The following is a 24,714-nucleotide window of genomic DNA, read 5'->3' as shown; positions in this document are numbered from 1 at the left end:
ATTGGGACTAAAGGTAATCGGTAGATAAGCGAGTGATAGACAAAACTGGCAACATCGCAATTAGAAGATGCTGTTGCCCAAAGACAGGTGAAAAAACAGTGTGAGGATGATTCTTCAATTGCGGATAGTAATCATCCAGTGCGATTTTCAAGGATCATAAACTTGAAAATCTATTGATGCTAAACAAAGCCTCAAATAGAGATTTGAGGCTTTTGATGCTAACACTAGCTCAGAAAAGTTTATTGTAGAAGAAAAATTACTTGACATTAATACTATCTTAACTAGCACTGGATGTCTTTAAATCGTGATCAATATCAGGCACTAGCAACACTGCTAAAACAGTTACGTGCTGATGCTACCACAACTCAACTAGATGGACCCGCACTGAGGCAGCGTTTAGCTTTGGTGCAGCAGTTGTTTGGGCAGGAAATTATACCTTTAACTGATGAAGACTCGCGGGTACAGTCTTATCGGACGGAAATCAGCAAGCAACTGCGCCTGTTGGAAATAGATGTGATGTTTTTCCAAGGAGCGCGGCAAGCATCTACTGCACAAGCGAGACTTCAGACTATTAGCGATCGCTTGACAATTCTTATTCAATACTGTGATGCCATTATGCAACAAGAAGCTGAGGGAGAAAAATAACAATTGTTCACCTTTTCTCTGGTTACTCTATCATCCCATTTACGACCTCTAGTGAAAAGTTATTTTGGCAACAAGTTTAAAATCGGTAAATGGCAGTAGAGACTGAAGATGAAAAACTCCATCCCTGTGGGATGGAGTTTTTGGGCATAGGGAATGGGGCATGGGGAATGGGGCATGGGGAAGAAGTAAGCTTTCGACTCAATACCCAATACCCAATACCCAATGCCCAATCCCCAATAGAGTTTCTCGCCGACTTTTATGAAGAATCTAATCAGAAGTAGCTCCTTCCAACCACACTTCTACGTCATCTGCTAGCAACTTCTGGGCTGCGTCCAGCATCGATGCTGCTATGTCTTTGAGATCTTCGCGATTGTTTAAGTAAGTTTTCAACGCTTCCATTGGATCGATGCTGCTACTCGCACTCAATTCGGGAATGCGGGGGCGAGCCAACTGACTTACCAATTCTGCTTGAATGGTGTAGCTGTGGGCTGCATTTAAAGCACTATGTAGAGAGCCACTGTCAATGATATCCATCTGTTCGGAGCGGAGTTTATAAATTAGCCGCACTACAGCATCTTTAATATTATGCTTGGCGATCGCTTTGATCAATGCGGCTTGGGGATCATCTGCTTTTGAGATATCCACCTCAATTGTGCGGAAAGACCGAACTGGTAAGGGACAAAATTCCCACTCAGCGCTACCCCGCTCCAGCTCGATCATTACATAGCCTTTGTCTTCTTTTTCTTCACTAAAATCTACCCGCTCAATGCTTCCGGGATAAATCACCGGTGGGTTGTTGGATTTATTCAGGTTCTGATGACGGTGGACATGTCCCAACGCTACATAATCAAAACATGGTCGCGTCAGTAAAGATAGAGGTAGAGTGAAGCCTTTACCCACCGCCAAAAAGCGTTCCGCTCCCAAGCTAGCATTATCAGCCATCAAATGAGCCAAAAGCACTGTTGGCACATCGGGGTCAAGACGGCGAATTTCTCCTTCTAAAACAACTTGCAGACGTTCCGTTAACAGTTGATTAACTTCCGCCAAAGGCAAACCTTCAGTATCTTGGCGAGTCATCAATGTTGAACGGGTTAGCCAGGGGAGGGTGATCACTTGCACTCCTCCATTGCGGGTCTGAATGCGGTGGGTGGTCAATGTATCACCCACAACAAACCCTCGCACTCCCAAGGTGCGGTAAATACATAAACTCGCGCCTCCTAGTCCTTGGGAATGTTGGTCGTGATTCCCCACCAACAGCACTGTTGGAATATTAGCATCCACCAGACGGCGAAACTGGCTAGCAAAAGCTTGTTGTACATAGGGTGGTGGTGTCGCATCTGGAAAAGCATCGCCGCCAAATATCACTAGATCCACGGCATCTGCGATCGCTCGGTCAATACATCGAGACAAAGTATTGACAAAATCCTCCAATCGTGTGTTCAAGCCTGTCTCAGGATTGATCTGACCGTGGGAAAAGCCGCTTCCCATGTGAATGTCGGAGAGATGGAGAATTTTAATCATACTTGTTCTTTGTTCTTTGTCTACATATTAATGACAAATAGCTATTGAGATCTGTCTAAATGTCTCAAATTTCCCAACTACTGGTCAGTATTTTGCGTGTTTTGTTGCTCCCACGTATAGTTTCTTGCAATTTTTTATGAAGTTTATACAAAATTTTAGTTAACAAGTTACATGATGATTTTAATATTACACTGCCTGACAGCGATGATGTTCAACAATTGAGTTATGAGAGTTTTCTTGATGCTGTTCGTGGTGCGATCGCCAAACAACCTAATTGGCAAATAGAAGAAACAGCACACATTACTATGTTCCAGGATACGAAAGCAGCAATGATTCAAGACCTGGAACAAAATCAGGACAAAATAGCTAATCATCCAATACTGCAAGGGCTAGTTTTAAAACGAACACCTGACTCCGCAAAAACTGTACTTTTTGTCAATACCTTCTACTGGACTGGCTCTCTAGGGCATAAGCTGTAGCTGGGTGTTTAACGTTCCGCTTGAGCGGCTGCAAATAGCCTTCGCAATGCACCAAGATCTCTCGGCAATCCGCTCCAAGCGGTCGTTATGCAGCGTTGTATTGCAAGTTGATGAAATACTGAAATATCACGCTACAACTACAGTTGCTCACAAACGACCGCCCGGAGGTAAAAACTCAGGCTTTACACTCCCCCATCGCCTTGTCAACAAATCATCCATTGAAAGGTCTACTAATCGACTCCTTTCATCTGCGGGAATTCTTATCCACTTGTCCCACATACCATCTTGCTTGGTAATCCATTCCCAGCGGTCATTTGCCACCGTTACATCAGCACTTCGAGTTGTTGGGAAAGATTCGGCAAATGGCAAGTGATAAGGATGAACATTCAGCGTGAATGCACTGGTTTTAGCGAAGAGGAGCGGTGTGAACCATTCTGAAGCCTGTTTAATCCTGTCATAGAGCGGTTGAATGATAGTGAATTGCTCATTTTCGAGCAGCATCCGATTTCCTTCAGCAACCTCAGTAGTCGTATTAGAAGCAATTTTGTTCCATGCCATCTCGTACTTCGCTTTCGCTGGAAACCGCGTGTCATGCTCACGAGCCATGTCAATCGCTTTTTGTGGATCGTCCAAAAACAGCTCATGTTGCCAAGCTAGATCAAGAAAGATTGCTTTACCAATGAGAACCATTGTGTCACTCAAAAAACTTGGATCGGGTAGACCAGTAGTCAGCAAGCCACCGAGAACCGCTCCTCCTGCCATACGTCCCAATCCCGCCCAAAGAAACTTATCAGATTTAGCCTTGTAAGTCACTTGATAATAATCGTAAAGTCTGCGAATAATTCGCTCATTTAGTTTAAAACCTAACTCTGGGTTCCAAGAACCATCTTTTTGACCAAACGCCTTCTGATAAGCCCTTTGCGTATAAAAGTCTCGATTGCGCGTGTAGAGGCTATCTTCAAGTGGATATTTATTGGGGTATTGCTGGTCAAGGTATTTCGTGTAAAATTCATGGAACTCATTAGAGCCAGAACCAGTTCCAGCATCTTCAGAAATTGCAGATGCCAGCATAAGTTTTGGTTGGGTGGAGTTCTGCAAATAGTCTTGAGCCAGTTGGTTTTTCTTTTCTGTTGTAATGTCCCCATTATTTGCTGCATTTCTTAGCACTTGGAGTTGGTCATGCTGCTCACTCGGTGCTGGTGATTGCACAGATCCTCCTGAACTACCTTGGCGACCCGCGACCGAAGCGCCACCGCCTGTTCCCACTCCACTGCCACCATATTTCGACTGAATTTCTCTAGCTTTATTGGATGCTTCTGCAATACTAATCGTATTATCAGAAAGTTTTTTGAGCAAATCTGCGACTTCTTGCTGTCCAGACATATCTCGGAAAATATTCGGAGTACCCAACACTGTCAGAGCAGCAGCTAAACCAGTTGGATCAGGCGCAGCGGATGGATTGACGATATTGACCAGTGAAGTTGGAAAAGCTGTAGGTGTGACATTTGTTTGCTGAGGTTGCGGTGTAACAGGTGTAACGGGATTAATACCCGGTGCTTCAAACGGAATTGGATGTTCTTCCCACTTCCAGAAGCGTGTATTGTCGATTTCTTCCGAAATATTACAGTGACCCAACTTACCTTCTGCAAATACTCCTCGCGTGGGTAAGGTAATCAGCTTTTCAGCATACTTTTTCAAACCCTCTAAATTTACATTAGGCAACTGATTATTAGTATCGATAAATGGATAAGCAATATAACTGCCAAAAGTTTCCAACGGATAAGGTTCAACGTGATCAATCAGTTTACTCGTGCCATCCCAATCAACAGACTCAAATTCTATTGCAATTGTATTTTGGTCTTTGCTTAGACAAATAACTCGATTGTAATAATCACTGAAATTTATCAGGTGATCTTTAAGTTTTTTAATGCTGTAGTATTCTTCTTGAGACAATAGCTTCTCTGGCTTTTTTATAGAAGGTATTAATTGTGCGTCCGTCCCCGGTAGAAGAATGCGAGTAAAAGAGTTTGTTGCCCAATCCACTCCTCTAAAATGCAAATTTACTGGATCGTTTTCCGCTAATTTCTTAACCCCGTCTACAAAAAAAGCATTAATGGTTATCTCATCAAGCGACCAAGAATTGAATTTATCTCCAACCGCTAGATCTTGGGCAGGTAGAGTAAATTCAAAGCCTGCGATTTCTCTCCACTTAACTTTTCTCTTCGGCTGCACAAAGAACCAAGATTTTTTATCTTCCCAAAATCTATCTCCAATGTTCAGGTAGTCATTATCATCAACAATGACCAGTTTAATAAATTCACCTGTATGAGTTCTGATATACGCAATCACTTTATCATCTGTTTGGTCTCCTCCTGTTTTTATTCCCATTTCAAAAAGTGTAAATTCAATATCCCCTTCCGAAAATGGTTTTGGAAAATCTATGTCATTATTAATAGCAATGCCATTCAATGTATAGCTTTCCTGAATAGTCATCAGTTTTTCAAGGGCATCAAATCCTGGCTTAACTTTTTCATCGATCAAGTTAGACTCCAAAAGAAAACGATATTTGATGCATTGGTCATTTTTTGATAAATCGACATTTAAAAGCTTTACTAATATTGCTGGTCGCCGCCGTACCCATTCCACAACAACTTTGAAGTGACGCAACACCTCATAATAAAGAATGGTTAGAGTATGACTGTGGTTGTAGTTAGTGAAGGTTCGTGTCTGAATGCTTTCTCTCTCTTCTTGTCGAGCTTGGATGACAACTGTGCTATTGAGTTCGCGTTGGGCTGAACTGGCTTGCGAGAAGCTATCGTTCAATCGTTGAACGTTTTCAGCAATCAGATCACGGCTACCCTCACTTGTAGCAGTTGAGCCACCCAGACTCCCAGCAATTCCAACTGCTCCGCTAGCGACCCCTATGGAACCTGTCGCACCAGCCGAGCCAGCAATTCCGCCTATGAATGAGCTACCTTTCTGCAATTCACGCAACCCTGCTTTGATTGTTTCAGAAATTGTGCGATCGCGATGAGTTTGGTGGAGAACTTCCTCGGATAATACTGTTTGCTCAGTCCTTTGGGTTGTGCTTTCCCAAGACCAATCAATTACAGCCAACTTGACAGATTCGCCAGGTGCTAGCGGTAAGCTGTAAAGAATTTCTCCTAATGAATGACCTAGAGATTGCCATGTAACCTTGTAGTCATCTACCCAAGCAAACTTGTAGCCCTCTGGTATTTGTACTCCTTGTGGCAGACTCCCAGCAATACGAACAACTTGACGAAGATTAAACTCTTGTAATGCAATTTGTGCTGGAAATAAACGCTCACACCCATCATCTCCTACCAAAAATTCAGGATGAGCCGCAAAGGAGCCTGGAGAAAAATACCAATCAATTAGACCCGGCTTTTGCATTGAAGGCAAGTTTAGGATTTTAAGATCGCGGGTTAATGTGGGTTGCTCAATTGACAACTTAGCAAAAACGGCTTCACTGGTAAATCGCCCTTGCTCAAGCGCATCAAAGCGTGTCCCCTCCTTGCCCATTGGATATACAAAAAATGCATAGCTCGTTTGCGTTCTGTTTCGGTCAAACGCTGCAAAGCTGTTATTTCGAGATCGGGTTAAATCAGAAATTCGAGTCAGGTCGAATGAAGCATAGCCAACATGGTCTGTTGCTAAATAACCTAAGGGATAGGAATAGACAGATTTTCTGCTAGATGTTTGAGACTGCGGGATCTCAAACTCTTCCATTGCTTTAAGAATTGCGCGATCAACAATATCTTTGATCTCGCTCTCAGATTTTGAGAACAGACCCTCTTCATGCTCCAGTATATTGACAACTCGTTTGAGAAAAGCTTGCTTCCTTTCCTCATCTAATCCTCGAAATGTATTTTCTTCAATATATTGAGCCAGTGATAACCGCAGAGCTGCACCAACAGTTTCGCTACCAAAGAAATCGCTATTTTCAGCGATCACCCCTAAATCATCTCCTGAAATTTTGTAGGAGGGTGTCTCTTCAACAATGCTGACTTCTGCATAAATCGGCATCCGTACTATAGGATTATGAGAATCCTTATCCAATACGAGAACAGAGAGATGACTTTGCGTAAGCTGATCTAATGTTTGCATAATTCTCCTGACTGTTTTTGAAGAATCTTAAATTATTGACTGCATACCAAGTATCCATTAAAACTGTATCGAAAGGTATAAGCTTGGGACAAAATCCCAAGGTTAGATAAATCACAAGTCCATGCTGTTTGCGTCCGGCTCAACCTACTCGTTACCAAAATGACATGAGGCTCCCTGGAAATCCACGAAGCAAACAGCAGTTTAGTTCGGGTAAATAAATTCCCGCTTCTAGTGAAGAAGTAGAAATAATCACCTTGATTTGTCCGGCTTGCAGTTTTTGAATAATCTCCCGACGGCGTAGACGCGAAGCGGCTTGTCGTCAGACATCGCCTGTCAAAAAACTGTAGAACACCGCCACCTTGCTTGTTAAATCACCTAACCCTGTTTTGTCACTCTCGGAAAACAATAATCGAAGCCAAGTTCTGAGACTTTGATTTAATCTAGGTTTGAGGCTTGATTTTCTAACAGAAACTAAAATTTATAGACAAAAAGTGGAAGTTAAAGCCCTGTAACCGTTTCGGCGATTGGATTCTCCCACTCTGACAAAAGAGGGCCCTCTTTTGTCACTCTCGCTAGAGTATAATTAAGGGCGATCGCTAAAACTGAAGCCTTAGTATGGTTGAGCCGCGCCCACCCGCGCCCACAGTGAAATTTGTGGATGAGTACTGTCAGTTGTATCAAAGCCTATTTCCAGAAGTTAGAAGCTTTGAAGCTTTTAAGGGTCTTCATGTAGGGATGGTGTCTGATATAAAACGTAAAACATTACCTACGATCGCCCTAGTTGTAGGATTAGAAAATCATCAATACTCAGGAGAATATGAGAAAGTAAAAAAATTCATTTTACCTGCTATTGAAATAGCTATTCTCCAAAGTCCTGATGTAACTAAAGCGGATCGACGGAATATGAGATTAAAAATTGGAGAGGAATTGAAGGAACTTGGTTTGCAATCTACAAAAGTGCAAAAGCGATCGCTTTATTCAATTATGCAGCGACCTTTGCCACAAATTGACGCACTGAGAGAGGCTGAATTAGCTTCTCTAGAGCAGCTTTTTCAGCAAAATGGTCAATAAAGTAGCTTCTAAATTTGTTGTGTAAAACTATTATCTAACCACAGAGGCGCAGAGTAAGCAGAGAAGGGGAGAGTCGGGGGAAATTCTTCTTTTCTTCTATTCCCCACTCCCCACTCCCTACTCTCCACTTCCCCTTAAATATGAATTCCACATTCTGTTTTATTACTTCCCCGCCAGCGTCCGGCGCGTTCGTCTTCGCCTTGACCTATTTTGGTGGTGATAGGTTCATCCCCAATGCTGGGATAACCTTGATCGTGTAGAGGATTGTACATCACTTTATGTTCAGCTACGTAAACCCAGCTATCTTGGCGTGTCCAGGTGGCTATGGGATTTACTTTCAGCCGACCTTTGCCATCCAATTCAAATATGGGCATGTTAGCACGGGTTACTGCTTGGTCGCGGCGGCGTCCGGTGATCCATGCAACGGTGTCGAGTTCGTCTAAACTACGTTGCAGAGGTTCAATTTTCGTAATGTGGTGGAATTGGGCGATATCTTTGTCCCAAAGTGCTTCGCCATACTTGGCGGTAAAGGCTTCGCGGGTGTCTACATCTGGAGTCTTGTATGTTTGCAGATCTAGGTTATAAACTTGTTTGGCTTTAGCAACTAGTTCTAGGCTTTCACGGAAGTGGTGCAAGGTGTCGAGAAAGACCACAGGAACTGGATGCTTGAGTTCAGTATAAAGAATATGTGTAATTACCATATCATCCACGTTAAAGGCGCTAGTTTGCACCAATCCGGTTGGAATATTCTCTATAGACCATGCGAGAATTTCTTTTGGAGTGGCAGTTTCAAATTGCTGATTTAATTGCTCTAAGTCAAAAGCACTTGTTTGGTTTTTAGATGCCGTGAAAGCTGTCATGATAATTTTTGTTCAAATGTCTACCTTGATTAAGGTAAATTTTACACTACAAAAAACGCATAATCCGCTCGGATATTAGGTAATTATCATGTTCGGCGATCGCTACATCAAAGCTAATAGACAAAGCTACCACCCTAATATATGCGCTTTACGTATAAAATATATCAAAAAAATATTATTTACACGGACGCATCCAAACTTCTGTTAAGCAATTACCTTAAGCATTTGCTAAGAAACTTTACACTATTTTAAGTTTTCTTATCCTTTTATAGATATTTATACGCATGTTGATATGGTTAACATAACCTTAAAAAAAGGATTTTACTTAAATGAACAATTCAAAATCTTCCAATACATTAAGTCAATCTATGATTATGGGCGCTTTAATCATGCTGACAAGCGTTAGCATCATTACAATAATGAACGTGTTCTAAGATAAAAACTGAGAATTTTAGTAAAAAACTTTACATAGCCCTGCTCAAAGCTGAGCGGGGTTTTTACATGTCGACCATACGTAACGCAGATGTAATTTTTTACTTAGTTTTTATTTACACCTTATCCTTCACTGGCGGCACAATACCAAACTTATTTAGACCTTCATCAATTACTCTAAGTACCTTAAAATCCTCCTCTGGTAAAGAATAACTGCTACTGCTGAACAAACCTGCACTGATAGTAGGCTGCTTTTCTAGAAAGGAAAATGCTTGGCGAAACTGATATGGTGCTGTTTTAATCGGTGAGTCAAAATGACAGGGAATAATCCACTGAAAGTCCCAACTCGCTACTTTATCAGCCCAATCGATGGTTTCCCTTGGGGCCCGGTTGAGAATTAGCGTCTGTAAAATTGGTGCTACAAACAAGCGTCCATCCCCTTGCAGTGCATCAAATGATCGCTGCCAATTTTCTTGCCATTTAAAGGGAAACAACCCAAAGTAGGCTCTATTTGAGCGTTCCGGTGCTTTCAAGGCATCACGAAATACCTGACTCCATTCAGCTATCTCCAGAGAGCTTGGTTGGAAATACAAAGCAAACAATGAAATGCGCTGCCATCCCTTACGGCGGTTTACCTGAATGTCTGCAACGATATCAGAGGCTTTGTCTTTGGCATGGAACAGCAAGGGATACGGATCTAACTGAACGATCGCAGGTGGATCTTCTGGTATAGAAATTACTGAGTCTGTTACCAGTAATGTGTGCGATCGCTTGTGGAAGAATACAACCTCTGCAAAGCGTCCTGGCCCAAGGTCAATGGGCCCAAGCATTGCGTAGTTAAACTGATCTGCAAATGGAGTTTTAGTACTGTCTTCTGGGAGTACCTGAGTACGTTTATGGGGTAAGCCAAGCCAGCTTAACGGAAGATTTAACGGGAAACTCCACTGATTAGGAGCGACAAATACCTGTGCATTGGCAAAACATTTAGCAAAGGGGCCGACGAAGACTTTGTGTTCTAAACCGGAGATAGTTGGCAAGATTATGTACTTGACATTGCCGTGTTCTGCTACCAACTCATTGACGAGCCGGATACACTCTGGGGTAGGTGCAACAGGTGCATAAACGAGAAGACCCCCTTCATCTAGCTTAACGACGGTCATCCGAATTGGCACGACAACGTAAAAGATGCCTTGAAGTTGGTCAAAAGTCCAGATTGTGTCTTTAACTACTTCTTTGCGGATTGTCCGTCGTTTGCCGTAAGGATAGAGTGGCAAAACAGGCCATAATTGCCATGAAAACTCTCTGGAATGAATCTGTTCTACATTATCTGCGTGTTCATCATCAGTCACTCCGCGACTCCCTCCAAATTCCCAATGCTCAAATAGTTTTTATTCGTCCATGAAGTTGGAGTTTAGCAAATTGTTGAGCCAATAACCTATCCTTGTATCAAAACTCTATCCCATGACTAAACAAACAGGGAAAATGGTATGGGCAAACATTGATGCGATTGTCTGCGATACATTTGGCGATCGCAAGGTGAAATAATTGGTATCAACTTATTCTCCACTAGTTGATTGGTGGTGGATTTTGACGGATTTGCTCCGGTGAAAGAGTAGACATATTGAAAGCCTTCCACTCTTTTGTAACGTACTTAAACTTACCAATAGCTATATCACCAATTGTGTCCCGTTGCCCCCACTCAGAAGTTAAGTCAGGCCAGTAATCGCCGCCCATGCTTAGCAAATAGCGAGCTTGAGAGCGATCGTCCTGTCCTCCAGTATTATCAATTCCCAGCCGCGCTTGAACAGTTGTAAACATACCTGCCACATCGTAAGGATTAATTGTAACCCGACCAGTGGTACACCAAAAATGAAAGTTATATCCATTGCCTGCCTTGGCTGAAATACTACCATCCTGCTCATAACGCATATCTGCGGATTTGTTAGTATCATTAGCAAAATCTTCTCGATATGCAGCCCCGTCAACTGCTGTTGAACTTTGGAGGAGATGCCATTTACTATCTATTTTGCTAAGCATGTAAGCCTTGATATCTTTTATCTGAACCCGCGTATTAGCAGCAGGATTACCTTCAGCAGCTTCATATAGTTGCCCCCACGCCACCATGGCTTTAGAACCTTGTGGATTGTTCCCCATACCTATACGAGGAGCAGACGCCCAACCGTAACTTTTTGGAACACCATGCGGCATTCCCTCATGAAGCGGTTTCATATCGTTGATGATAGTTGCGACCCAATTGGTTGTCATCTGATTCTGTGCATCCACTCTAAAGCTAAAACAACAGCCAAGAGTAATGACAAAGATTGAGAAAAGTACAGACAATTTTTTGATTCGCATGTCACTCATCTTTATTATTCTTTGAGAGAATAACATGAACAGTGATTCATTTGGTATAAATGAAGCTATTTTTATATCTGGCTGGCTGCGATCGCGTAGTGGAATCTTTTGTCAGCAATCCTTTTAGAATACCTGTACTATAAGCATGGTGGAGGCTTGGGGTATTGGCAAGCCTCCGTAATATTTTGGTCATTGCTCTTGCTCAGAAGAAAGTTTATGAAAATCGGCGGGAAACTCCGTCAAGAAAGTGGGCAAAGAGGACGCCCGCCGATTTTGGGCGAATGGCACTGCTTATTCCCCTTGTAATTCTTGTCTCTAGTCCTCAATCCCCCATGCCCAAAAATTCCATCCACCAGGGGATGGAGTTTTTTTATTTAGTTTGAAAGATATTTTGTACCATTTTTTTATCTGCACTTGCAGCCGCTTTATCCAACTCTGCAATCTCACTGGCGTTTAACTCCCAACCCAATGCCCCAAGATTATCTCTTGCCTGTTCTACGGTCTTCGCTCCAGGGATAGGAATAGTTCCTTTACAAATGCACCAGTTAAGTGATATCTGTGACATGGACTTGTTTTTTAATGCTGCAACTTCTTGTAAACACGCTAAAAGCGATCGCATTCCTGGCAATAGCTGCCTAAACAGTAGACCTCGGATACCTTTAGGAAAAGGGCCTTTTTCTGAGAATTTTCCTGTCAACAACCCCAATCCCAGAGGGCTGTAGGCAATCATTTGTATTCCTAATTCATCACAAACATCTTTGAGCTTTAATTGTGTGACAGGATATGTGGACAACAGCGAATACTGAACTTGCAAGGTGGCAATTGGTACTCCTCGCTCAGCAAACTTTTGATGCACACGTTTGAGGCGTTTAGGGCCATAATTGGATAGTCCAACTCCTTTAACTAGCCCTTGCTCATAAAGATCTGCAAGACCATCTAACAGCCCTCCCTCTTGCCACGGGGCATAGTTAGCTGTAGACCAGTGTATCTGTACCAAATCGACATTTCTTCCTAAACGCTGAGCTGAAGACTTGCAAGCCTGAACCATTGACTGGCGTGTCCATCTCCACGGGTAAGCAGCAAGCTTGGTAGCAATGCAAATATTTTCTTTGCCCGTACCTACATATTCTCGGTCAAATCGTCCCAATAGTAGCTCACTGCGACCATTTAATCTGCCAGTTCCATAAGAATCACCTGTATCAAATAAGGTGACGCCGTTGCTCACACAAAGGTTAAAGACAGCTTGCAATTGGTCATCCATGTTTTCGTTGTATCCCCAGAGCAATTGGTTACCCCAGGCCCAAGTCCCGCAGCCTATATTTGGGAGGGAGAGTTTTTCGAGAGTCTGCATTTTTAGCGCTCTTTAGATTGTCTTAATAATTATCAGGCAATTTATTACAGCAGGTTTTGATTGAAGGGACTGGGGACTGGGGACTTAGGAACAAGATATTTTTAGCTTAAACCGTAAGAAGCCTCTCACTCAGTCCGAAGGACGAGTGACGAGATGAATTGCGGGGTGATGACGAATTGACCCGCAACCAATTCAATCCGCAGGATTGACAGGGCAGGGGGTCGATGATAGCGCAGCGTTAGCGGGTACTCCCGCGTCGGAATCACCATTTTTAACTTTGAGCGAGTCTATAAAGTCTTCAACTACATGAGTCATGGTTTTATCGTTTTGACTTGCATATAGTCGTAGTTTGTTCAATCTACGCTCTGATATCCTTAAATTTAATGCTTTGTTTTTCATAATTGCCTACACATTGTCTTTACGTTTATGTTATCCTATTCGTAGGTCGAAAAACAAAGGACAAAAAATGAAAACATCTTATCAGTACAAAATCAAGCCAACGAAACAACAAGCAGAGAAAATTGATAAAACTCTGGAGATGTTACGTTGTCAGTACAACTATTTACTAGCTCAAAGATTTGACTGGTATGAAACGAACCGATGTCCTATTGATAGATGTCCCTTAATTTGTCATTTACCAGAATTAAAAGAGCAACCTAATTACTACAATCAAAAAGCCTCTCTAGTTCAACTCAAGGTAAATAGACCTTGGTACAAAGATATACACTCTCAAGTGTTACAGGAAGTTCCCAAAAAAGTTGAGATAGCTTTTGACCGCTGGCTAAAAGGTGATAGCAATGGTAAACGTAGCGGTAAGCCCAGATTCAAAGCCAAAGGTCAATACAAAACTTTTACTTACCCACAGTTCAAAAAAGAACATTTTCAAAACGATTGTCTTGGAAAATCGCTCCACTTGGGGAGCCCCTAAATTTTTACGCAAAGCCGAACGTCGATTAAAATCAGCACAGCGTCGAGTTTCCCGCAGAAAAAAAGGGTCAAATCGTCGTAAAAAAGCAATCAAAAAGCTGGGTATCCAACACAAAAAAGTTGCTGATACTCGTAAAGATTTTCACTTCAAAACTGCTAACAACCTACTGAAAAAATATGATGTGGTAGCAGTAGAAAAACTAAATCTCAAAGGACTGGCTAAATCAAGATTGGCTAAAAGTGTAAATGATGCCGGATGGGGACAATTTATCTCAATACTTAGTGTCAAAGCCGAAAATGCTGGACTGAAAGTTATTGCTATAAATCCAAACGGTACAAGCCAAGAATGTTCTAGCTGTGGTCAAAAAGTTTTGAAGCCGCGCGATCAAAGATTCCACAATTGCCCTAGTTGTAACACTAGCTTGTGTCGAGATCTAAATGCTTCTCTAAATATAAAGGCGCGTGGGACGCACGCCCTCAAAGCTCAGATTATGTCTTCAATGAAGAGTCTCTGAGAAGCCCACACCTACCTGTACTCAGGAGGTGTGGGTACGTCACTAGTAGAAATAGTGAGTGCTCGTCAACCAAATTTGCAGGGAATTCTGAGCACCGCAAGCCGACACTCAGAACACCAACTGTTAATTAAGACATTTTCGAGTTGGCTAACAGCCAAGCTTTCTCAGTCCATACTTCATTGAATAAGCCGGCTACTGGCAGTTTTAATTCAAATGGATGGGGTGGTGTCTGTAGCAATAAGGATGAACCTTTGTCATGCGCTTCAACTAAGCTAACTATCCAGGGAAGGAAGTCTAAAATTTCTTTTGGCAAGACAGTTAACTCGAAATTCCATACCAAATTAAGACCCCGGCATTCTTGCCCCTTTTTCACCATCATCACCCTACCAGCACTCTTGTTAATAGCCAGCCGCAGAATGAACGGACGTAATGGAACAAATTCGTCAGGTGCTGTGTAAGCATATACATTTACGTAGTTTAGTCGCCGCCTATCATCCATCCACGACGCAATAGGGGAGTTACTAGTATACGATGTACCAGTTATGATTACTGGCATATTCATCGCAGCAGCGAAGTGAGAGTAGAACTCACGCCTTAGTTCGCTAACAATGTGTTTAGCTTCTGGGGTCACGGTTGCTACACCTGTTGAGAAAATAATCGTATGGCTTCATCTGGAGGTAGTTGTCCTCAAGTACGGAAACTTCTTTTACGCTGTTTGTGCTTGGCAACTGCTTTGCGCTTACGCTTTTGCAAAGGGGTTTCAAAGTGACGATTTTTCCTAATATCTGGAAAAATTCCTGCCTTGGAAACTTCTCGCTTAAATCGACGTAAAGCTGACTCAATTCCTTCATTTTCGCCTACGATTATTTGGGTCATTCCTATCTCCTACTAAATTGACTTAATTAGTGGCCGGGTATTAGTAAGCAATCCAGTCAACAATAGCGTAAAAAAGGCAGATAAAGAGTCTGCCTTTAAGACCTTAGAATTATATTTCTGGTTCTAAAGCTTAGTTACGCCCAGAGTATCCGCCTCCACTGCTATTTCCCCGTCTTCCACCAGAAGAACCTCCATCTGTTTTAGGCTTAGCTTTATTAACTTTTAAGCTACGACCCATCCATTCAGCGTTATCAAGGGCATCAATAGCTGCTGTTTCTTCAGCCTCTGCTTCCATTTCAACAAATGCAAAACCTCTGACCCGACCTGTTTCCCGGTCTATGGGTAATTGAACGTTTTTTACGGTTCCATATTCTGAAAAGACGTGGTTGAGGTCATCTTCCTTAACCTCATAAGACAAATTGCCGACGTAAACTGACATAAGATGTCTCCAGAATCAAAGGATGTAGAGATTTGGATCCGGAGAGGTCTGTAATACAAGTATATATAAAAACAAACTGCACAGCCGAATTTAATCTTCCATAGCTACCCTAACATAAATAGGGGTGTTGTGTTACTAAGCAACGCTGGACTTCTCTTTGTTATGGGAAAACCGCAAGAGACAGTTGGCGAAACTAAACTATGATTTAGCGATACACACCTGCTCTAACAATAGCAAGTTAATAGGACTTACGCATTGACAGAAAAGCCTAAATGGCAAGTATGGTTTTCAAGGCTTTTAACCAGATTTATCAACTATCTTTTTGCGATGCCTGCGGCGGGCTACGCTTACGCGGCTAACAAAGGATGGTTTGTAAACGGCTCAAACAACCTATTTACGTTAATCCACAAGATGATTCGTTTGTACAGTGCGTAAGTCCTAGTTTAGATTGACAATAGTGGTATGGGAAGTCTCATCTAGGCAGGTATGGGGCAATGGTGCGATTAAAACTGTGGCAGTGGGTAGTTTTAGCAATCCCGATCGCTTTGATCATTACTTTCTTACTAATATCCGCAGGAATGCAAATCCACGCATGGGGTATTAGCTGGATCTGGGGTGTGTTTACCCTGATATTTGTGGGCTGGCGTTGGCTGTTGGTGAAATGGACTCAACCTGCGGTTAACCAAGTAGAAGCTGTATTAGCGGAAGTCCGTGAAGAACTGGAATCAGCGGCGGAAGATACAGTTATGCCAACCGCAGGAAGCGACGTAACAAAGCAAGCAGAAGCCGCCCTGCAAGAAATTGTGAAAGCAGCACAAAGCGATCGCCCAATTTGGGAAGACTGGCAAACTTTCTGGACACGATGTCAGGAATTGGTTGTGGCGATCGCCCGGATCTATAATCCGGAAGTTGAATATCCTCTGTTAAACATTTATGTTCCCCAGGCTTACGGACTGATTCGGGGAACGGTGGATGATCTAGATCAATGGATGCAGAAGTTATCGCCTGTGTTAAATCAGGTGACGGTTGGACAAGCATACCAAGCTTATGAAGTCTATCGGAAGTTAGAGCCATCCGCTCGGAAATTCTGGCGAGCTTGGAACTGGGCGCAGTGGATCTTAAATCCTGTGGCGGCGGTAGCAAAACAAGCCAGTCAAGGTTACAGCAACCGAGCTACTCAGGAATTGTTGATGAATTTGAGCCAATTGCTCCGGGAAGCTGCTTTGCGAAACTTATGTCAGCAGGCGATCGCTCTCTACGGACGTAGCAGAGTGCCGGCTTCAGTATCCGCTGTTGCCACACCGATACCCAAAGCCAAAACCCAAGCACTCCGAGATATCTTCACTCAAGCAGAACCAGTTGAAGTGGTTGAGCAAAAACCCGTCAATATTTTGTTGGTTGGGCGTACGGGGTCTGGAAAAAGTAGCTTGATTAATACATTGTTTCAAGCTGATCTCGCAGTTGTTGATGTTTTGCCCAGTACTGATCGAATTCAGAATTACCAATGGCAAACTCAAGATCGGCAAACGCTGACGCTCTATGATACACCTGGTTATGAACAAGTCAACCGTGGCGATCTGCGAAAGCTAGTGCTTGATTATGCTACCAATGCAGATTTACTGCTGCTAGTCACCCCTGCTCTTGATCCTGCGCTGCAAATGGATGTAGACTTTCTCCAAGACATGAGAGCAGAAGTTGCAGATTTACCTGGGATTGCGATCGTTAGCCAAGTAGATCGTTTGCGTCCCATCCGTGAGTGGCAACCACCTTATGATTGGGAATGGGGCGATCGCCCAAAAGAAATTGCTATTCGGGAAGCTACTGAGTATCGCGCCAAACTGCTAAGTAAATTCTGTAATCTAGTCTTGCCAGTGGTTACAGGTGATACTCAAACAGGTAGAGCCGCTTGGGGAGTAGAAGCGTTATCGTTGGGACTAGTCGAAGCGATCGCACCTACCAAACAACTCCGTCTTGCCCGCTTTTTGCGTAACCTCGAAGCCCGCACCGTCGCTGCTGCCAAAATCATCGACCACTACACCTTTCAGATGGCGACAACACAGGGATTAACAGCACTGCTCAAAAGTCCTGTCCTTCAGTTCGTTTCTACATTGTCAACCGGATCTCCAGATCTTGCTTATCTATTGGCTGAGCAAATTCTCGTGGAACAGTTGCCAATTGTGATTGGCAAACTTCAGATGGCGTATGAGCTTTTCTCGCTTTTGAATATTAGCAACTCTAACCCCCTCAACTTTGAGTTGCTCTCCCTCTGGCCGCTGCTGCTAGAAAATCCCTCCTCACCTGATCGCAACGCCTGGGCATTTGGGCACGCTCTAGTCGAGTACTGGACTCAAAATCTTACAGTTGAACAACTCCAAGAGCGGTTTAAGTACTATTTGTCAATTGCTAAATAATTTGCGTTCACAAGTTAACTCATATCTTGCACCTAGCCGAACAAACCCGTAAAAGGCAAATAAGAAGTACAAATATGTGACAGTAGATGAAGGAGAAGTATTAAGCTTATTGTAGGTAAATTACCTATACAAAACATAAATGATTAACACTAGGAAAATTTAAAATGACCAGCAATCCAGGTGGTATTTCACAATCCAACACAGGTCAAATGTCTGGCGGAATGCAGGCTGCTATTGGCAATAATAATCAGCAGAATATGCAAGCTCAGACTGTACCTGCACAAAAAGCACTCACCCAAGAAGACGTACTCAAACTGCTAGGCGAAATTCAGCAGATTCTTCAAGGGTCTACTTTACCTGAAGATATTAAGCAAAAAGCCAGCAATCGATTAGGAGCCGTAGTTGATGAGGTTCAGCAAAAAGAGCCTGATAAACAATTGGCTGCGGGAAACCTAAAACGGATGACAGAAACTCTTGAAGATGCAAGTAAAACTTTAAATGCAGGTCAAGGACTTGTAGAAAAAGTTCAACCTATCCTAGTGCAACTACTGAGTTGGTTAAATGTTGCCAAATCCTTCTTTGGACTTTAGCAGAGTTACCCTGTGAGCCAATTACCATCGTCTGACTCCAACAATTCACAATCAAAATCTGAGCCTAGTATCCAGCAAAATGCCGCAGATTCAACGGTAGACAGCGGAATGCAGGCTGCTATTGGCAATGATAATAATCAGAATCAAACACATAGCAGTTCAAATGGCAACGTCGTTAACGTTCATCTTGGCTTAAATCCTCATATAAAACCACCAAGTCAAGATAGATTACCACCCTTGCGGATGTCTCGCAGAGCTTTTATCCCTACAGCTATCGGTACATCGGTGGGACTAACTGCTGGTTGGTTTGCTAGTAAAAATCAGCCAGGTATTAGTTGGAAAATGGTTAGCCGTTTGCGTGATAATAGCAAAGACTTGATCCTTTTTAAAGCTCCGGAAATGATCCGCGATCGCATCAAGCAAATGACCGATGGTAACTTTACTATTAATCTAGTAGATAACACTGGAAATACAGAAGATATCTTACAAGATGTTAGCAATGGAAAGATAGAATGTGGCTACAGTGGAGTTTACTATAACAGTGAAAGATTCAGAGTTCTCTTTTTCGGTTGTGCCATCCCTTTTGGATTAAATCCTCAAGAACAAAATGCTTGGCTTTACTACAAAAGAGATTCTAATGATGAACTGACTTTCATGCAGACCATCTATTCAAGATTAAAATTAAATGTAATTCCCTTTCCAGCAGGTGCTACAGGGGCACAAATGGGAGGATGGTTTAACAAAGAAATTAATTCAACAAAAGACTTTAATGGCGTAACCATGCGTATTCCTGGATTAGGCGCAGAAGTATTACAAAAATTTGGGGTCATATCTGATAAACAATTAGGTTTACAAATCTCAATTGATGAAATTGCAGGTAAAGTCAGAGATGGAACACTTAATGCTGCTGAGTGGGTTGGGCCACACGATGATTTTCAATTGGGATTGCACAATGTCTTAAAATACTATTATTATCCAGGTTGGTGGGAACCAGGTACAACGTATGATATCCAGGTTAATACAGATACCTGGAAAGAGTTACCGAAAAAATATCAAGAAATATTTAAAGCTGTTTGTCTTGAAACTCATATAAAAATATTAGCTGAATACGATCATAAAAATAGTGAAAAACTGCAATATCTCAAGTCAATAGGAATTCAATTAAGACCTTTTAACAAACAAATTCTGGTGGCAGCTAAAAAGGAAACAGATGCCTTGTTAGAATTGTATGCAGGAAAAGATAAGTTATTCGGAGAAGTTTATCAGGAATGGTCAAAATTTAAAGTTCGGATAAAACAATGGTCTGAGTTAAATAAAATCTAACTTTTGATAGTGAACAACAAGATTTCCAACTTATTAGATAAATTAGCAAATTAAGCCTTTTGATAGAATGCTCGCATTTGCATAAGAGAATTAATTAAGACTGCGATCGCCATCAAAAAGCAGGGGAGCAGGCAGGGCAAACGCATCTAAATATTGACAAAGTGGTAAGTAGAGGTGCAGTCATAATAGTACAAATTAACTACCAGAAAATTTAAGTGAGCGATCGCTAGTTAGTGTATTCTCATTGTCAAAGTAGAATGAAGTCAGAGGCTGTGAAACTCAAACCGAAAATCACCATTGCTGACCACTTTGCGGTGATAGAAGATCCACGAATAGATCGAACCAAAAGACACAAGTTAATCGATATCATGACCATTGCCATCTGTGCGGTGATTTGTGGATCTGATGGTTGGGTAGCAATAGAGACTATGGTTGTGCGAAGTATGAGTGGTTAAAAACATTTTTAGAACTACCAAATGGGATTCCGTCACACGATACATTTGCACGAGTATTTGCACAAATAAATCCCCAACAGTTCCAGTCATGTTTTCTTGATTGGATGAAATCAATACAGAAGATAACCGAGGGTGAAGTGGTTGCAATTGATGGGAAAACTTTATGTAGTTCTTATGATAAAAGTAGTGACCAAAGCGCAATCCAAATGGTGAGTGCATGGGCAACTACGAATAAATTAGTCTTGGGACAAGTGAAGGTAGATGATAAATCGAATGAAATTACAGCAATTCCAGAGTTACTAAAGATATTAGAACTGTCTGGATGTGTAGTGACAATTGATGCAATTGGTTGCCAGAAAGGAATTGTGAAGTTAATCACACAACAAAATGCAGATTATGTGATTACATTAAAAAAGAATCAAGGGAATCTTTATGATGAAGATAAACAATTTCTGGCTGCAATGGATGACAAACATTTAGCAAGAGTTTTAGGGTTAGCTTAAACTAGTATATCAAAACTTGAACTTAATATTTTACGTAAAAGTTTCGCTATTTCTCCAGATAAGCATACTTTTATGTGCCCAATTAATGAGCTTTTTTAGTATTAGTAGATATCGATTTATCTAGAGATAAGCTAATTTATATACTGGAAGCTTTTTTGATTTTATTTATTTATATGTATAGCAACTTTTAGGATTATTTATATCATTTTGAAATCTATTTTATTTTTTATTAGTAAATAAGATGCGTTCGCCCTGTGTTTTCACCTCTGTCCTCAAAAGTCCACTGAAATTGCCGGACGCTTGATCTAACAATTCGCAATTAAATTACAATGGTTTCTTCGTATTGCATATTGTGTCAATAAGATGCAGGGGGAAGGGAGCAGGGGAGAAACCCCATCCATGAATGGAGAGGCTTGAAATCAGGATTTAGTATCCAATGGCACTACGTGTTCGTCAGACATTGAAAGTTGTTCTCCATCCATAAATCGAGGGGCCCCTGACCCAATGGCAGGGGAATTCCAGAATCTTTCCCCCTGCAAGACTGCCCCCTGCCATAAAAACGATAGGATATTTTTTTATTTGGAAGTCCCTTATTTCTTGCCTCTGTGTTCTCTGCGCCTCTGCGGTTAGATAAATTACTTGAAACCGCACAGACACAGCGAAAAGTCGGAGCGTTGGTTTCCGGCGATCTGAACTTTTTAAGACACAGAGCGCTGAGAAAAAACAATCTTATTTTACGAATCACCTTGAAAGGGCTAGTCCTATAAATGATCTGCGTCAGGAGTTTGGTCTTGTCGAACAAGAGTAAAAAATCCAATACTTTCCGTAATTTTGCCCTTTCCGCCCCTATGCCATTGAAGCTGCAAACTCTTATTTGCTAAGATTTCCAGTGCGACAACATTGAAACAGGGCAACTCTTCATCACCATGCCAACATCTACAATTGACAGTAAAGACGCAGCAGCTATAGAGGCTGCAAGAGTTGGGGTTGCTATATGCGATCGCTCTCACTGGGGACGTATCAAAGTTTCTGGCGATGATCGCCTCAACTTCTTACATAATCAAAGTACTAACAATTTCCAAATACTCAAGCCAGGACAAGGTTGTGATACTGTTTTCGTCACTTCCACAGCCAGGACAATTGATTTAGTAACCGCTTACGTTAGAGAAGATGCGGTAATCCTGCTGGTTTCACCTCACCGTCGCCAGTTTTTGATGGAGTGGCTAGATAAATATATTTTCTTTGCCGATAAAGTGGAATTATCTGATATTAAAGAATATACCAACACCTTTAGCCTCATCGGCCCAGGAAGCGATGCTGTTATGGAAAAGTTGGGAATTAGTGAATTAATTGGGCAACCTTATGCTAGTCACCAAGTATACACAATTCCCCCCGCCGAAGGTGTGCGAATCGCTGTCGGTAGTGGGTTAGCGGCTCCCGGATATACCTTTACTTTCCCTTATACTGACAAAGCAACGGTGTGGAACAAACTGTTAGAGGCGGGGGCGGTGGAGATGAGCGATCGCGCTTGGGATGCGTTGCGAATCTTACAAGGACGCCCATCCCCAGATTCGGAACTTACTGATGATTACAATCCCTTGGAAGTCGGTTTGTGGCAGACTATTTCATTTAACAAAGGTTGCTACATCGGACAAGAAACCATTGCTCGGTTAAACACATACAAAGGTGTAAAACAACACCTTTGGGGTATCCGTCTGGATGCCCCTGCTGAAGTCGGAAGTGCAATCGCCGTTGGAGATGAAAAAGTCGGTAAACTTACCAGTTACACAGAAACTCCTGATGGTCACTTTGGACTAGGTTACATCCGCACCAAAGCTGGTGGCGTTGGTTTGAAAGTCCAAGTCGGAGCAACTGAGGGTGAAATAGTAGAAATTCCATTTGTTTCTCACGAATACCCATAATTTGCATCGTTATCTCCATCCCTTCCAGTGCCGTGACAAAACTCATCTACCCACGAAGCTAGACTATGGGCATTAGTGCTCAGTGATAAATTAGTTTTTTTCTTCACATCTTGTGGTTGGATATTTAGATGTTTGCCATTAGGAGGAATCTCGGTGGTAATTGCTAGTGATGCTGCGGAAGGAAGCCGCTCCTGGAGCAATGTCTGACAAGCATCAAAGCAGCTACACACTTGCTTAGTATTGCTGAAATCTTCAATAAACAATGCCGGAAATGGCATAGTTTTGGCTTTGCTGGGAACCTGGGCGGGAATTGTCAGCGATGCTCCTGAAGAGAGCCGCTCATGGTGCAATCGCGCTTGCTTTTCACGTAGTAAAGCTGCTGGTGACTTGGCTGGAGGTTCAGGAATAATCTTAGTAGCAACTGCGATCGCTGGCACAGGTTTTTGTGCGCGAGCCGCTTCTGTGGTAACTGCAAATAATGGTACTAGCTTATGTATGCGTGGCAGATCTGAGGGCAGCTTTTGAGAGTTTAATGTCTTGTCAGCAGGTGAGACAGTGCTGTCTTCTCCCAAGCAGGGATGCCATCGTTCGCGTAGCGTAAGGGCTGTAGGGCGGTGCAGTGGTAGCGAATCTGTAAGCGTCTGCGGATTTTCTTCATGAACGACTGGCTTTAGCTTAGCGCTAGCGACGCTAGGAGCAACATGATTAACAGTTGTAATAAATGATACATCTTCGTTTTTTTCCGAACTTATCTCTTCTGAAGATTCGTGCTCAACTTGATTTGTAGCCACAGAATGCTCTAATTTTATTAAACGTAACTCTTCATCAGGATTGAAGTTCAGCCCTAAAGCTGCGACTATTTTATCAGGATTATTACTTAGCCCCACGATAAAATTAAGTATCTCATCAAACTGCGGTTCCAAAACAGATAGCGTCGCCAAAATAAAACCAGACAAAGGACGCCGTACATCATCGTAAGTACCCCAGATTCGCATTTTGACAAGCCAGGGACAATTTTGCTCGTAGTAACTTAGCCACTTTTGTTTTAAGGATTGACGCAGCTGCTGAATGTTCATCGGATGCCTCGCATTTAGCCAACAAGAGTGCAGACTTTTATGATTGTTAATTAGGTTTATCCCTGGGGATGAAACCGATAATAAAGCATCTGTTTGACTCTTTTACCACTTAATAAATGTTGTTTTATCAGTAAAGGTACTTCGCTTGCTTGAACGCCGCTATACCAGACCATATCGGGTAATATCAGTACTATTGGGCCATTACCACATTGTCCCAAACAGCTAGTAGCACTTACCGTCACATCAGGGACTGGTAAAGCCGCAAAAGCTTCTAACACCTTGGCTGCACCTTGCTTTTTACAAGTGCGATTTTGGCACACCCTGACGCATTTAGGAGAAGAGGGTTGGTCATTGGTCATTGGTCTGAAATTAAGGAGTAATGACTTATTGACTGGAGTTTAGACTAAACGCATGACAAAGTAACTCAGGATAACTGAGTCACAAGCTTTACACCCAAAAATTGAAAAATTAGGGAATTAAGCAGATTGTGGCACTTGTTTTTTGGATTTTGCAGTGCTTTTTTTGACAGTTGGATAGCGAATTCTACGAGTGCGAGTTTGACCTTCTGTCCATCCGGGAGACTTTCCACGGGGTTTGGGAGGAACGGCAGGTGTTCCAATTGCCGCGAAAATTTCTCCCATCGCTTGAGCGACTCGTCCGGGACTCAGCTTGGGTTTTGGCTTTTGCCAGGGAAGAGGGTTGTCGGTGACAAAATCGCGTGCTAACCATAATTCCCAGGTCATGAGTGGTAAAAGATCGCTCCATCGCTCACACTGTTCTGGAGTGCTGAGATTTGGAAGCGTCCAATGTAGTCGTTGTTTGGCAAATCTATACC

21 protein-coding genes and 4 pseudogenes are annotated in these 24,714 nt (G+C 42.4%); 11 read left to right on the top strand and 14 right to left on the bottom strand.

Features of this window, described 5'->3' with window-relative positions:
* Positions 1 to 7: 7 nt before the first annotated feature.
* Positions 8 to 151 carry a hypothetical protein gene (locus IQ246_RS15375; RefSeq protein WP_194004224.1) on the bottom strand — a complete coding sequence of 48 codons (144 nt, stop codon included), beginning with the start codon at positions 149 to 151 and terminating at the stop codon, positions 8 to 10.
* Positions 152 to 291: 140 nt separating this feature from the next.
* Between IQ246_RS15375 and patD the strand changes: the two genes are divergently transcribed.
* Positions 292 to 645, top strand: coding sequence for a heterocyst frequency control protein PatD (patD, locus tag IQ246_RS15370; RefSeq protein ID WP_194004223.1), 354 nt, complete (start codon positions 292 to 294; stop codon positions 643 to 645).
* 89 nt (positions 646 to 734) lie between these two features.
* On the top strand, positions 735 to 926 hold the full coding sequence (locus tag IQ246_RS15365; RefSeq protein WP_194004222.1) for a hypothetical protein: 192 nt from the start codon (positions 735 to 737) through the stop codon (positions 924 to 926).
* On the opposite strand, the gene sbcD is transcribed toward IQ246_RS15365, so the two are convergent.
* Positions 913 to 2,166, bottom strand: a complete 1,254-nt coding sequence (gene sbcD / locus IQ246_RS15360) for an exonuclease subunit SbcD (protein ID WP_194004221.1) — start codon at positions 2,164 to 2,166, stop codon at positions 913 to 915. The two genes, IQ246_RS15365 and sbcD, sit on opposite strands and share 14 nt — an antisense overlap.
* A 218-nt stretch (positions 2,167 to 2,384) precedes the next feature.
* On the opposite strand from sbcD, the gene IQ246_RS15355 reads away from it, so the two are divergent.
* Positions 2,385 to 2,645, top strand: coding sequence for a hypothetical protein (locus IQ246_RS15355; RefSeq protein ID WP_194004220.1), 261 nt, complete (start codon positions 2,385 to 2,387; stop codon positions 2,643 to 2,645).
* Positions 2,646 to 2,792: 147 nt separating this feature from the next.
* Here the strand turns inward: IQ246_RS15355 and IQ246_RS15350 are convergent, their stop codons facing one another.
* The gene (locus IQ246_RS15350) at positions 2,793 to 6,773 is read right to left on the bottom strand and encodes a hypothetical protein (protein WP_194004219.1); all 3,981 of its coding nucleotides are present in this window, start codon (positions 6,771 to 6,773) and stop codon (positions 2,793 to 2,795) included.
* A 151-nt stretch (positions 6,774 to 6,924) separates the two neighbouring features.
* Positions 6,925 to 7,059, bottom strand: a complete 135-nt coding sequence (locus IQ246_RS30390; protein ID WP_339379301.1) for a hypothetical protein — start codon at positions 7,057 to 7,059, stop codon at positions 6,925 to 6,927.
* Between the two features lie 329 nt (positions 7,060 to 7,388).
* On the opposite strand from IQ246_RS30390, the pseudogene IQ246_RS15340 reads away from it, so the two are divergent.
* A pseudogene (locus tag IQ246_RS15340) lies at positions 7,389 to 7,577 on the top strand (IS701 family transposase); the annotation flags it as partial.
* A gap of 401 nt (positions 7,578 to 7,978) precedes the next feature.
* Here IQ246_RS15340 and cysH read toward each other — a convergent pair.
* The 3 genes from cysH to IQ246_RS15325 all read right to left on the bottom strand — a co-directional run bounded on the left by cysH (position 7,979) and on the right by IQ246_RS15325 (position 11,401).
* Entirely contained in the window at positions 7,979 to 8,704 is a 726-nt protein-coding gene (cysH, locus tag IQ246_RS15335) for a phosphoadenosine phosphosulfate reductase (protein ID WP_194004218.1), read from the bottom strand.
* Positions 8,705 to 9,252: 548 nt separating this feature from the next.
* A complete protein-coding gene (locus IQ246_RS15330; RefSeq protein WP_194004217.1) occupies positions 9,253 to 10,485 on the bottom strand; it encodes a DUF4336 domain-containing protein in 1,233 nt (410 codons plus the stop codon).
* A gap of 217 nt (positions 10,486 to 10,702) precedes the next feature.
* The gene (locus tag IQ246_RS15325; protein ID WP_194004216.1) at positions 10,703 to 11,401 is read right to left on the bottom strand and encodes a hypothetical protein; all 699 of its coding nucleotides are present in this window, start codon (positions 11,399 to 11,401) and stop codon (positions 10,703 to 10,705) included.
* A gap of 254 nt (positions 11,402 to 11,655) precedes the next feature.
* Here IQ246_RS15325 and IQ246_RS15320 point away from each other — a divergent pair, with 254 nt between their 5' ends.
* Positions 11,656 to 11,874: a hypothetical protein gene (locus IQ246_RS15320; protein ID WP_194004215.1), complete on the top strand. Its 219-nt coding sequence runs from the start codon at positions 11,656 to 11,658 to the stop codon at positions 11,872 to 11,874.
* On the opposite strand, the gene IQ246_RS15315 is transcribed toward IQ246_RS15320, so the two are convergent.
* Complete coding sequence (locus tag IQ246_RS15315) at positions 11,862 to 12,842, bottom strand: aldo/keto reductase (RefSeq protein ID WP_194004214.1); 981 nt, start codon at positions 12,840 to 12,842, stop codon at positions 11,862 to 11,864. The genes IQ246_RS15320 and IQ246_RS15315 overlap by 13 nt on opposite strands.
* Before the next feature lie 466 nt (positions 12,843 to 13,308).
* Here IQ246_RS15315 and IQ246_RS15310 point away from each other — a divergent pair.
* Positions 13,309 to 14,284, top strand: a pseudogene (locus tag IQ246_RS15310) (RNA-guided endonuclease InsQ/TnpB family protein).
* Positions 14,285 to 14,411: 127 nt separating this feature from the next.
* On the opposite strand, the gene IQ246_RS15305 reads toward IQ246_RS15310, so the two are convergent.
* The 3 genes from IQ246_RS15305 to IQ246_RS15295 all read right to left on the bottom strand — a co-directional run bounded on the left by IQ246_RS15305 (position 14,412) and on the right by IQ246_RS15295 (position 15,599).
* Positions 14,412 to 14,915, bottom strand: coding sequence for a hypothetical protein (locus tag IQ246_RS15305; RefSeq protein WP_194004213.1), 504 nt, complete (start codon positions 14,913 to 14,915; stop codon positions 14,412 to 14,414).
* A gap of 56 nt (positions 14,916 to 14,971) precedes the next feature.
* Positions 14,972 to 15,160 carry a 30S ribosomal protein S21 gene (gene rpsU, locus IQ246_RS15300; protein WP_194004212.1) on the bottom strand — a complete coding sequence of 63 codons (189 nt, stop codon included), beginning with the start codon at positions 15,158 to 15,160 and terminating at the stop codon, positions 14,972 to 14,974.
* Between the two features lie 130 nt (positions 15,161 to 15,290).
* The gene (locus IQ246_RS15295) at positions 15,291 to 15,599 is read right to left on the bottom strand and encodes an RNA-binding protein (RefSeq protein WP_194004211.1); all 309 of its coding nucleotides are present in this window, start codon (positions 15,597 to 15,599) and stop codon (positions 15,291 to 15,293) included.
* A 494-nt stretch (positions 15,600 to 16,093) separates the two neighbouring features.
* On the opposite strand from IQ246_RS15295, the gene IQ246_RS15290 reads away from it, so the two are divergent.
* The 5 genes and pseudogenes from IQ246_RS15290 to IQ246_RS15270 all read left to right on the top strand — a co-directional run bounded on the left by IQ246_RS15290 (position 16,094) and on the right by IQ246_RS15270 (position 22,803).
* Entirely contained in the window at positions 16,094 to 18,010 is a 1,917-nt protein-coding gene (locus tag IQ246_RS15290) for a GTPase family protein (protein ID WP_194004210.1), read from the top strand.
* 164 nt (positions 18,011 to 18,174) lie between these two features.
* On the top strand, positions 18,175 to 18,600 hold the full coding sequence (locus tag IQ246_RS15285; RefSeq protein ID WP_194004209.1) for a hypothetical protein: 426 nt from the start codon (positions 18,175 to 18,177) through the stop codon (positions 18,598 to 18,600).
* Positions 18,601 to 18,612: 12 nt separating this feature from the next.
* On the top strand, positions 18,613 to 19,923 hold the full coding sequence (locus IQ246_RS15280; RefSeq protein WP_194004208.1) for an ABC transporter substrate-binding protein: 1,311 nt from the start codon (positions 18,613 to 18,615) through the stop codon (positions 19,921 to 19,923).
* A 272-nt stretch (positions 19,924 to 20,195) separates the two neighbouring features.
* A pseudogene (locus tag IQ246_RS15275) lies at positions 20,196 to 20,815 on the top strand (ISAs1 family transposase); the annotation flags it as partial.
* 992 nt (positions 20,816 to 21,807) lie between these two features.
* Positions 21,808 to 22,803: a folate-binding protein YgfZ gene (locus IQ246_RS15270; RefSeq protein WP_194004207.1), complete on the top strand. Its 996-nt coding sequence runs from the start codon at positions 21,808 to 21,810 to the stop codon at positions 22,801 to 22,803.
* On the opposite strand, the gene IQ246_RS31290 is transcribed toward IQ246_RS15270, so the two are convergent.
* The 3 genes and pseudogenes from IQ246_RS31290 to IQ246_RS15255 form a co-directional block, all read right to left on the bottom strand.
* On the bottom strand, positions 22,788 to 23,879 hold the full coding sequence (locus tag IQ246_RS31290; protein ID WP_339379299.1) for a DUF5331 domain-containing protein: 1,092 nt from the start codon (positions 23,877 to 23,879) through the stop codon (positions 22,788 to 22,790). The genes IQ246_RS15270 and IQ246_RS31290 overlap by 16 nt on opposite strands.
* A gap of 56 nt (positions 23,880 to 23,935) precedes the next feature.
* Positions 23,936 to 24,238 (bottom strand): ferredoxin, encoded by a 303-nt coding sequence (locus tag IQ246_RS15260; protein ID WP_194004206.1) that lies wholly within the window; start codon positions 24,236 to 24,238, stop codon positions 23,936 to 23,938.
* Positions 24,239 to 24,355: 117 nt separating this feature from the next.
* Positions 24,356 to 24,714, bottom strand: a pseudogene (locus IQ246_RS15255) (transposase); the annotation flags it as partial.

The sequence above is a fragment of the aff. Roholtiella sp. LEGE 12411 genome (assembly GCF_015206995.1).
In the GTDB taxonomy this organism is placed as follows: domain Bacteria; phylum Cyanobacteriota; class Cyanobacteriia; order Cyanobacteriales; family Nostocaceae; genus Komarekiella.
This window is presented reverse-complemented; position numbering and strand designations above follow the sequence as displayed.

Bases quoted from the DNA above. Each gene is read 5' to 3' on its own strand.
- IQ246_RS15295 (WP_194004211.1), bottom strand. From the start codon at position 15,599: ATGTCAGTTTACGTCGGCAATTTGTCTTATGAGGTTAAGGAAGATGAC.
- cysH (WP_194004218.1), bottom strand. From the start codon at position 8,704: ATGACAGCTTTCACGGCATCTAAAAACCAAACAAGTGCTTTTGACTTA.
- IQ246_RS15270 (WP_194004207.1), top strand. From the start codon at position 21,808: ATGCCAACATCTACAATTGACAGTAAAGACGCAGCAGCTATAGAGGCT.
- IQ246_RS15260 (WP_194004206.1), bottom strand. From the start codon at position 24,238: ATGACCAATGACCAACCCTCTTCTCCTAAATGCGTCAGGGTGTGCCAA.
- IQ246_RS15350 (WP_194004219.1), bottom strand. From the start codon at position 6,773: ATGCAAACATTAGATCAGCTTACGCAAAGTCATCTCTCTGTTCTCGTA.
- IQ246_RS15290 (WP_194004210.1), top strand. From the start codon at position 16,094: ATGGTGCGATTAAAACTGTGGCAGTGGGTAGTTTTAGCAATCCCGATC.
- IQ246_RS15365 (WP_194004222.1), top strand. From the start codon at position 735: ATGGCAGTAGAGACTGAAGATGAAAAACTCCATCCCTGTGGGATGGAG.
- IQ246_RS15285 (WP_194004209.1), top strand. From the start codon at position 18,175: ATGACCAGCAATCCAGGTGGTATTTCACAATCCAACACAGGTCAAATG.
- sbcD (WP_194004221.1), bottom strand. From the start codon at position 2,166: ATGATTAAAATTCTCCATCTCTCCGACATTCACATGGGAAGCGGCTTT.
- IQ246_RS15315 (WP_194004214.1), bottom strand. From the start codon at position 12,842: ATGCAGACTCTCGAAAAACTCTCCCTCCCAAATATAGGCTGCGGGACT.
- IQ246_RS31290 (WP_339379299.1), bottom strand. From the start codon at position 23,879: ATGAACATTCAGCAGCTGCGTCAATCCTTAAAACAAAAGTGGCTAAGT.
- IQ246_RS15325 (WP_194004216.1), bottom strand. From the start codon at position 11,401: ATGACAACCAATTGGGTCGCAACTATCATCAACGATATGAAACCGCTT.
- patD (WP_194004223.1), top strand. From the start codon at position 292: ATGTCTTTAAATCGTGATCAATATCAGGCACTAGCAACACTGCTAAAA.
- rpsU (WP_194004212.1), bottom strand. From the start codon at position 15,160: ATGACCCAAATAATCGTAGGCGAAAATGAAGGAATTGAGTCAGCTTTA.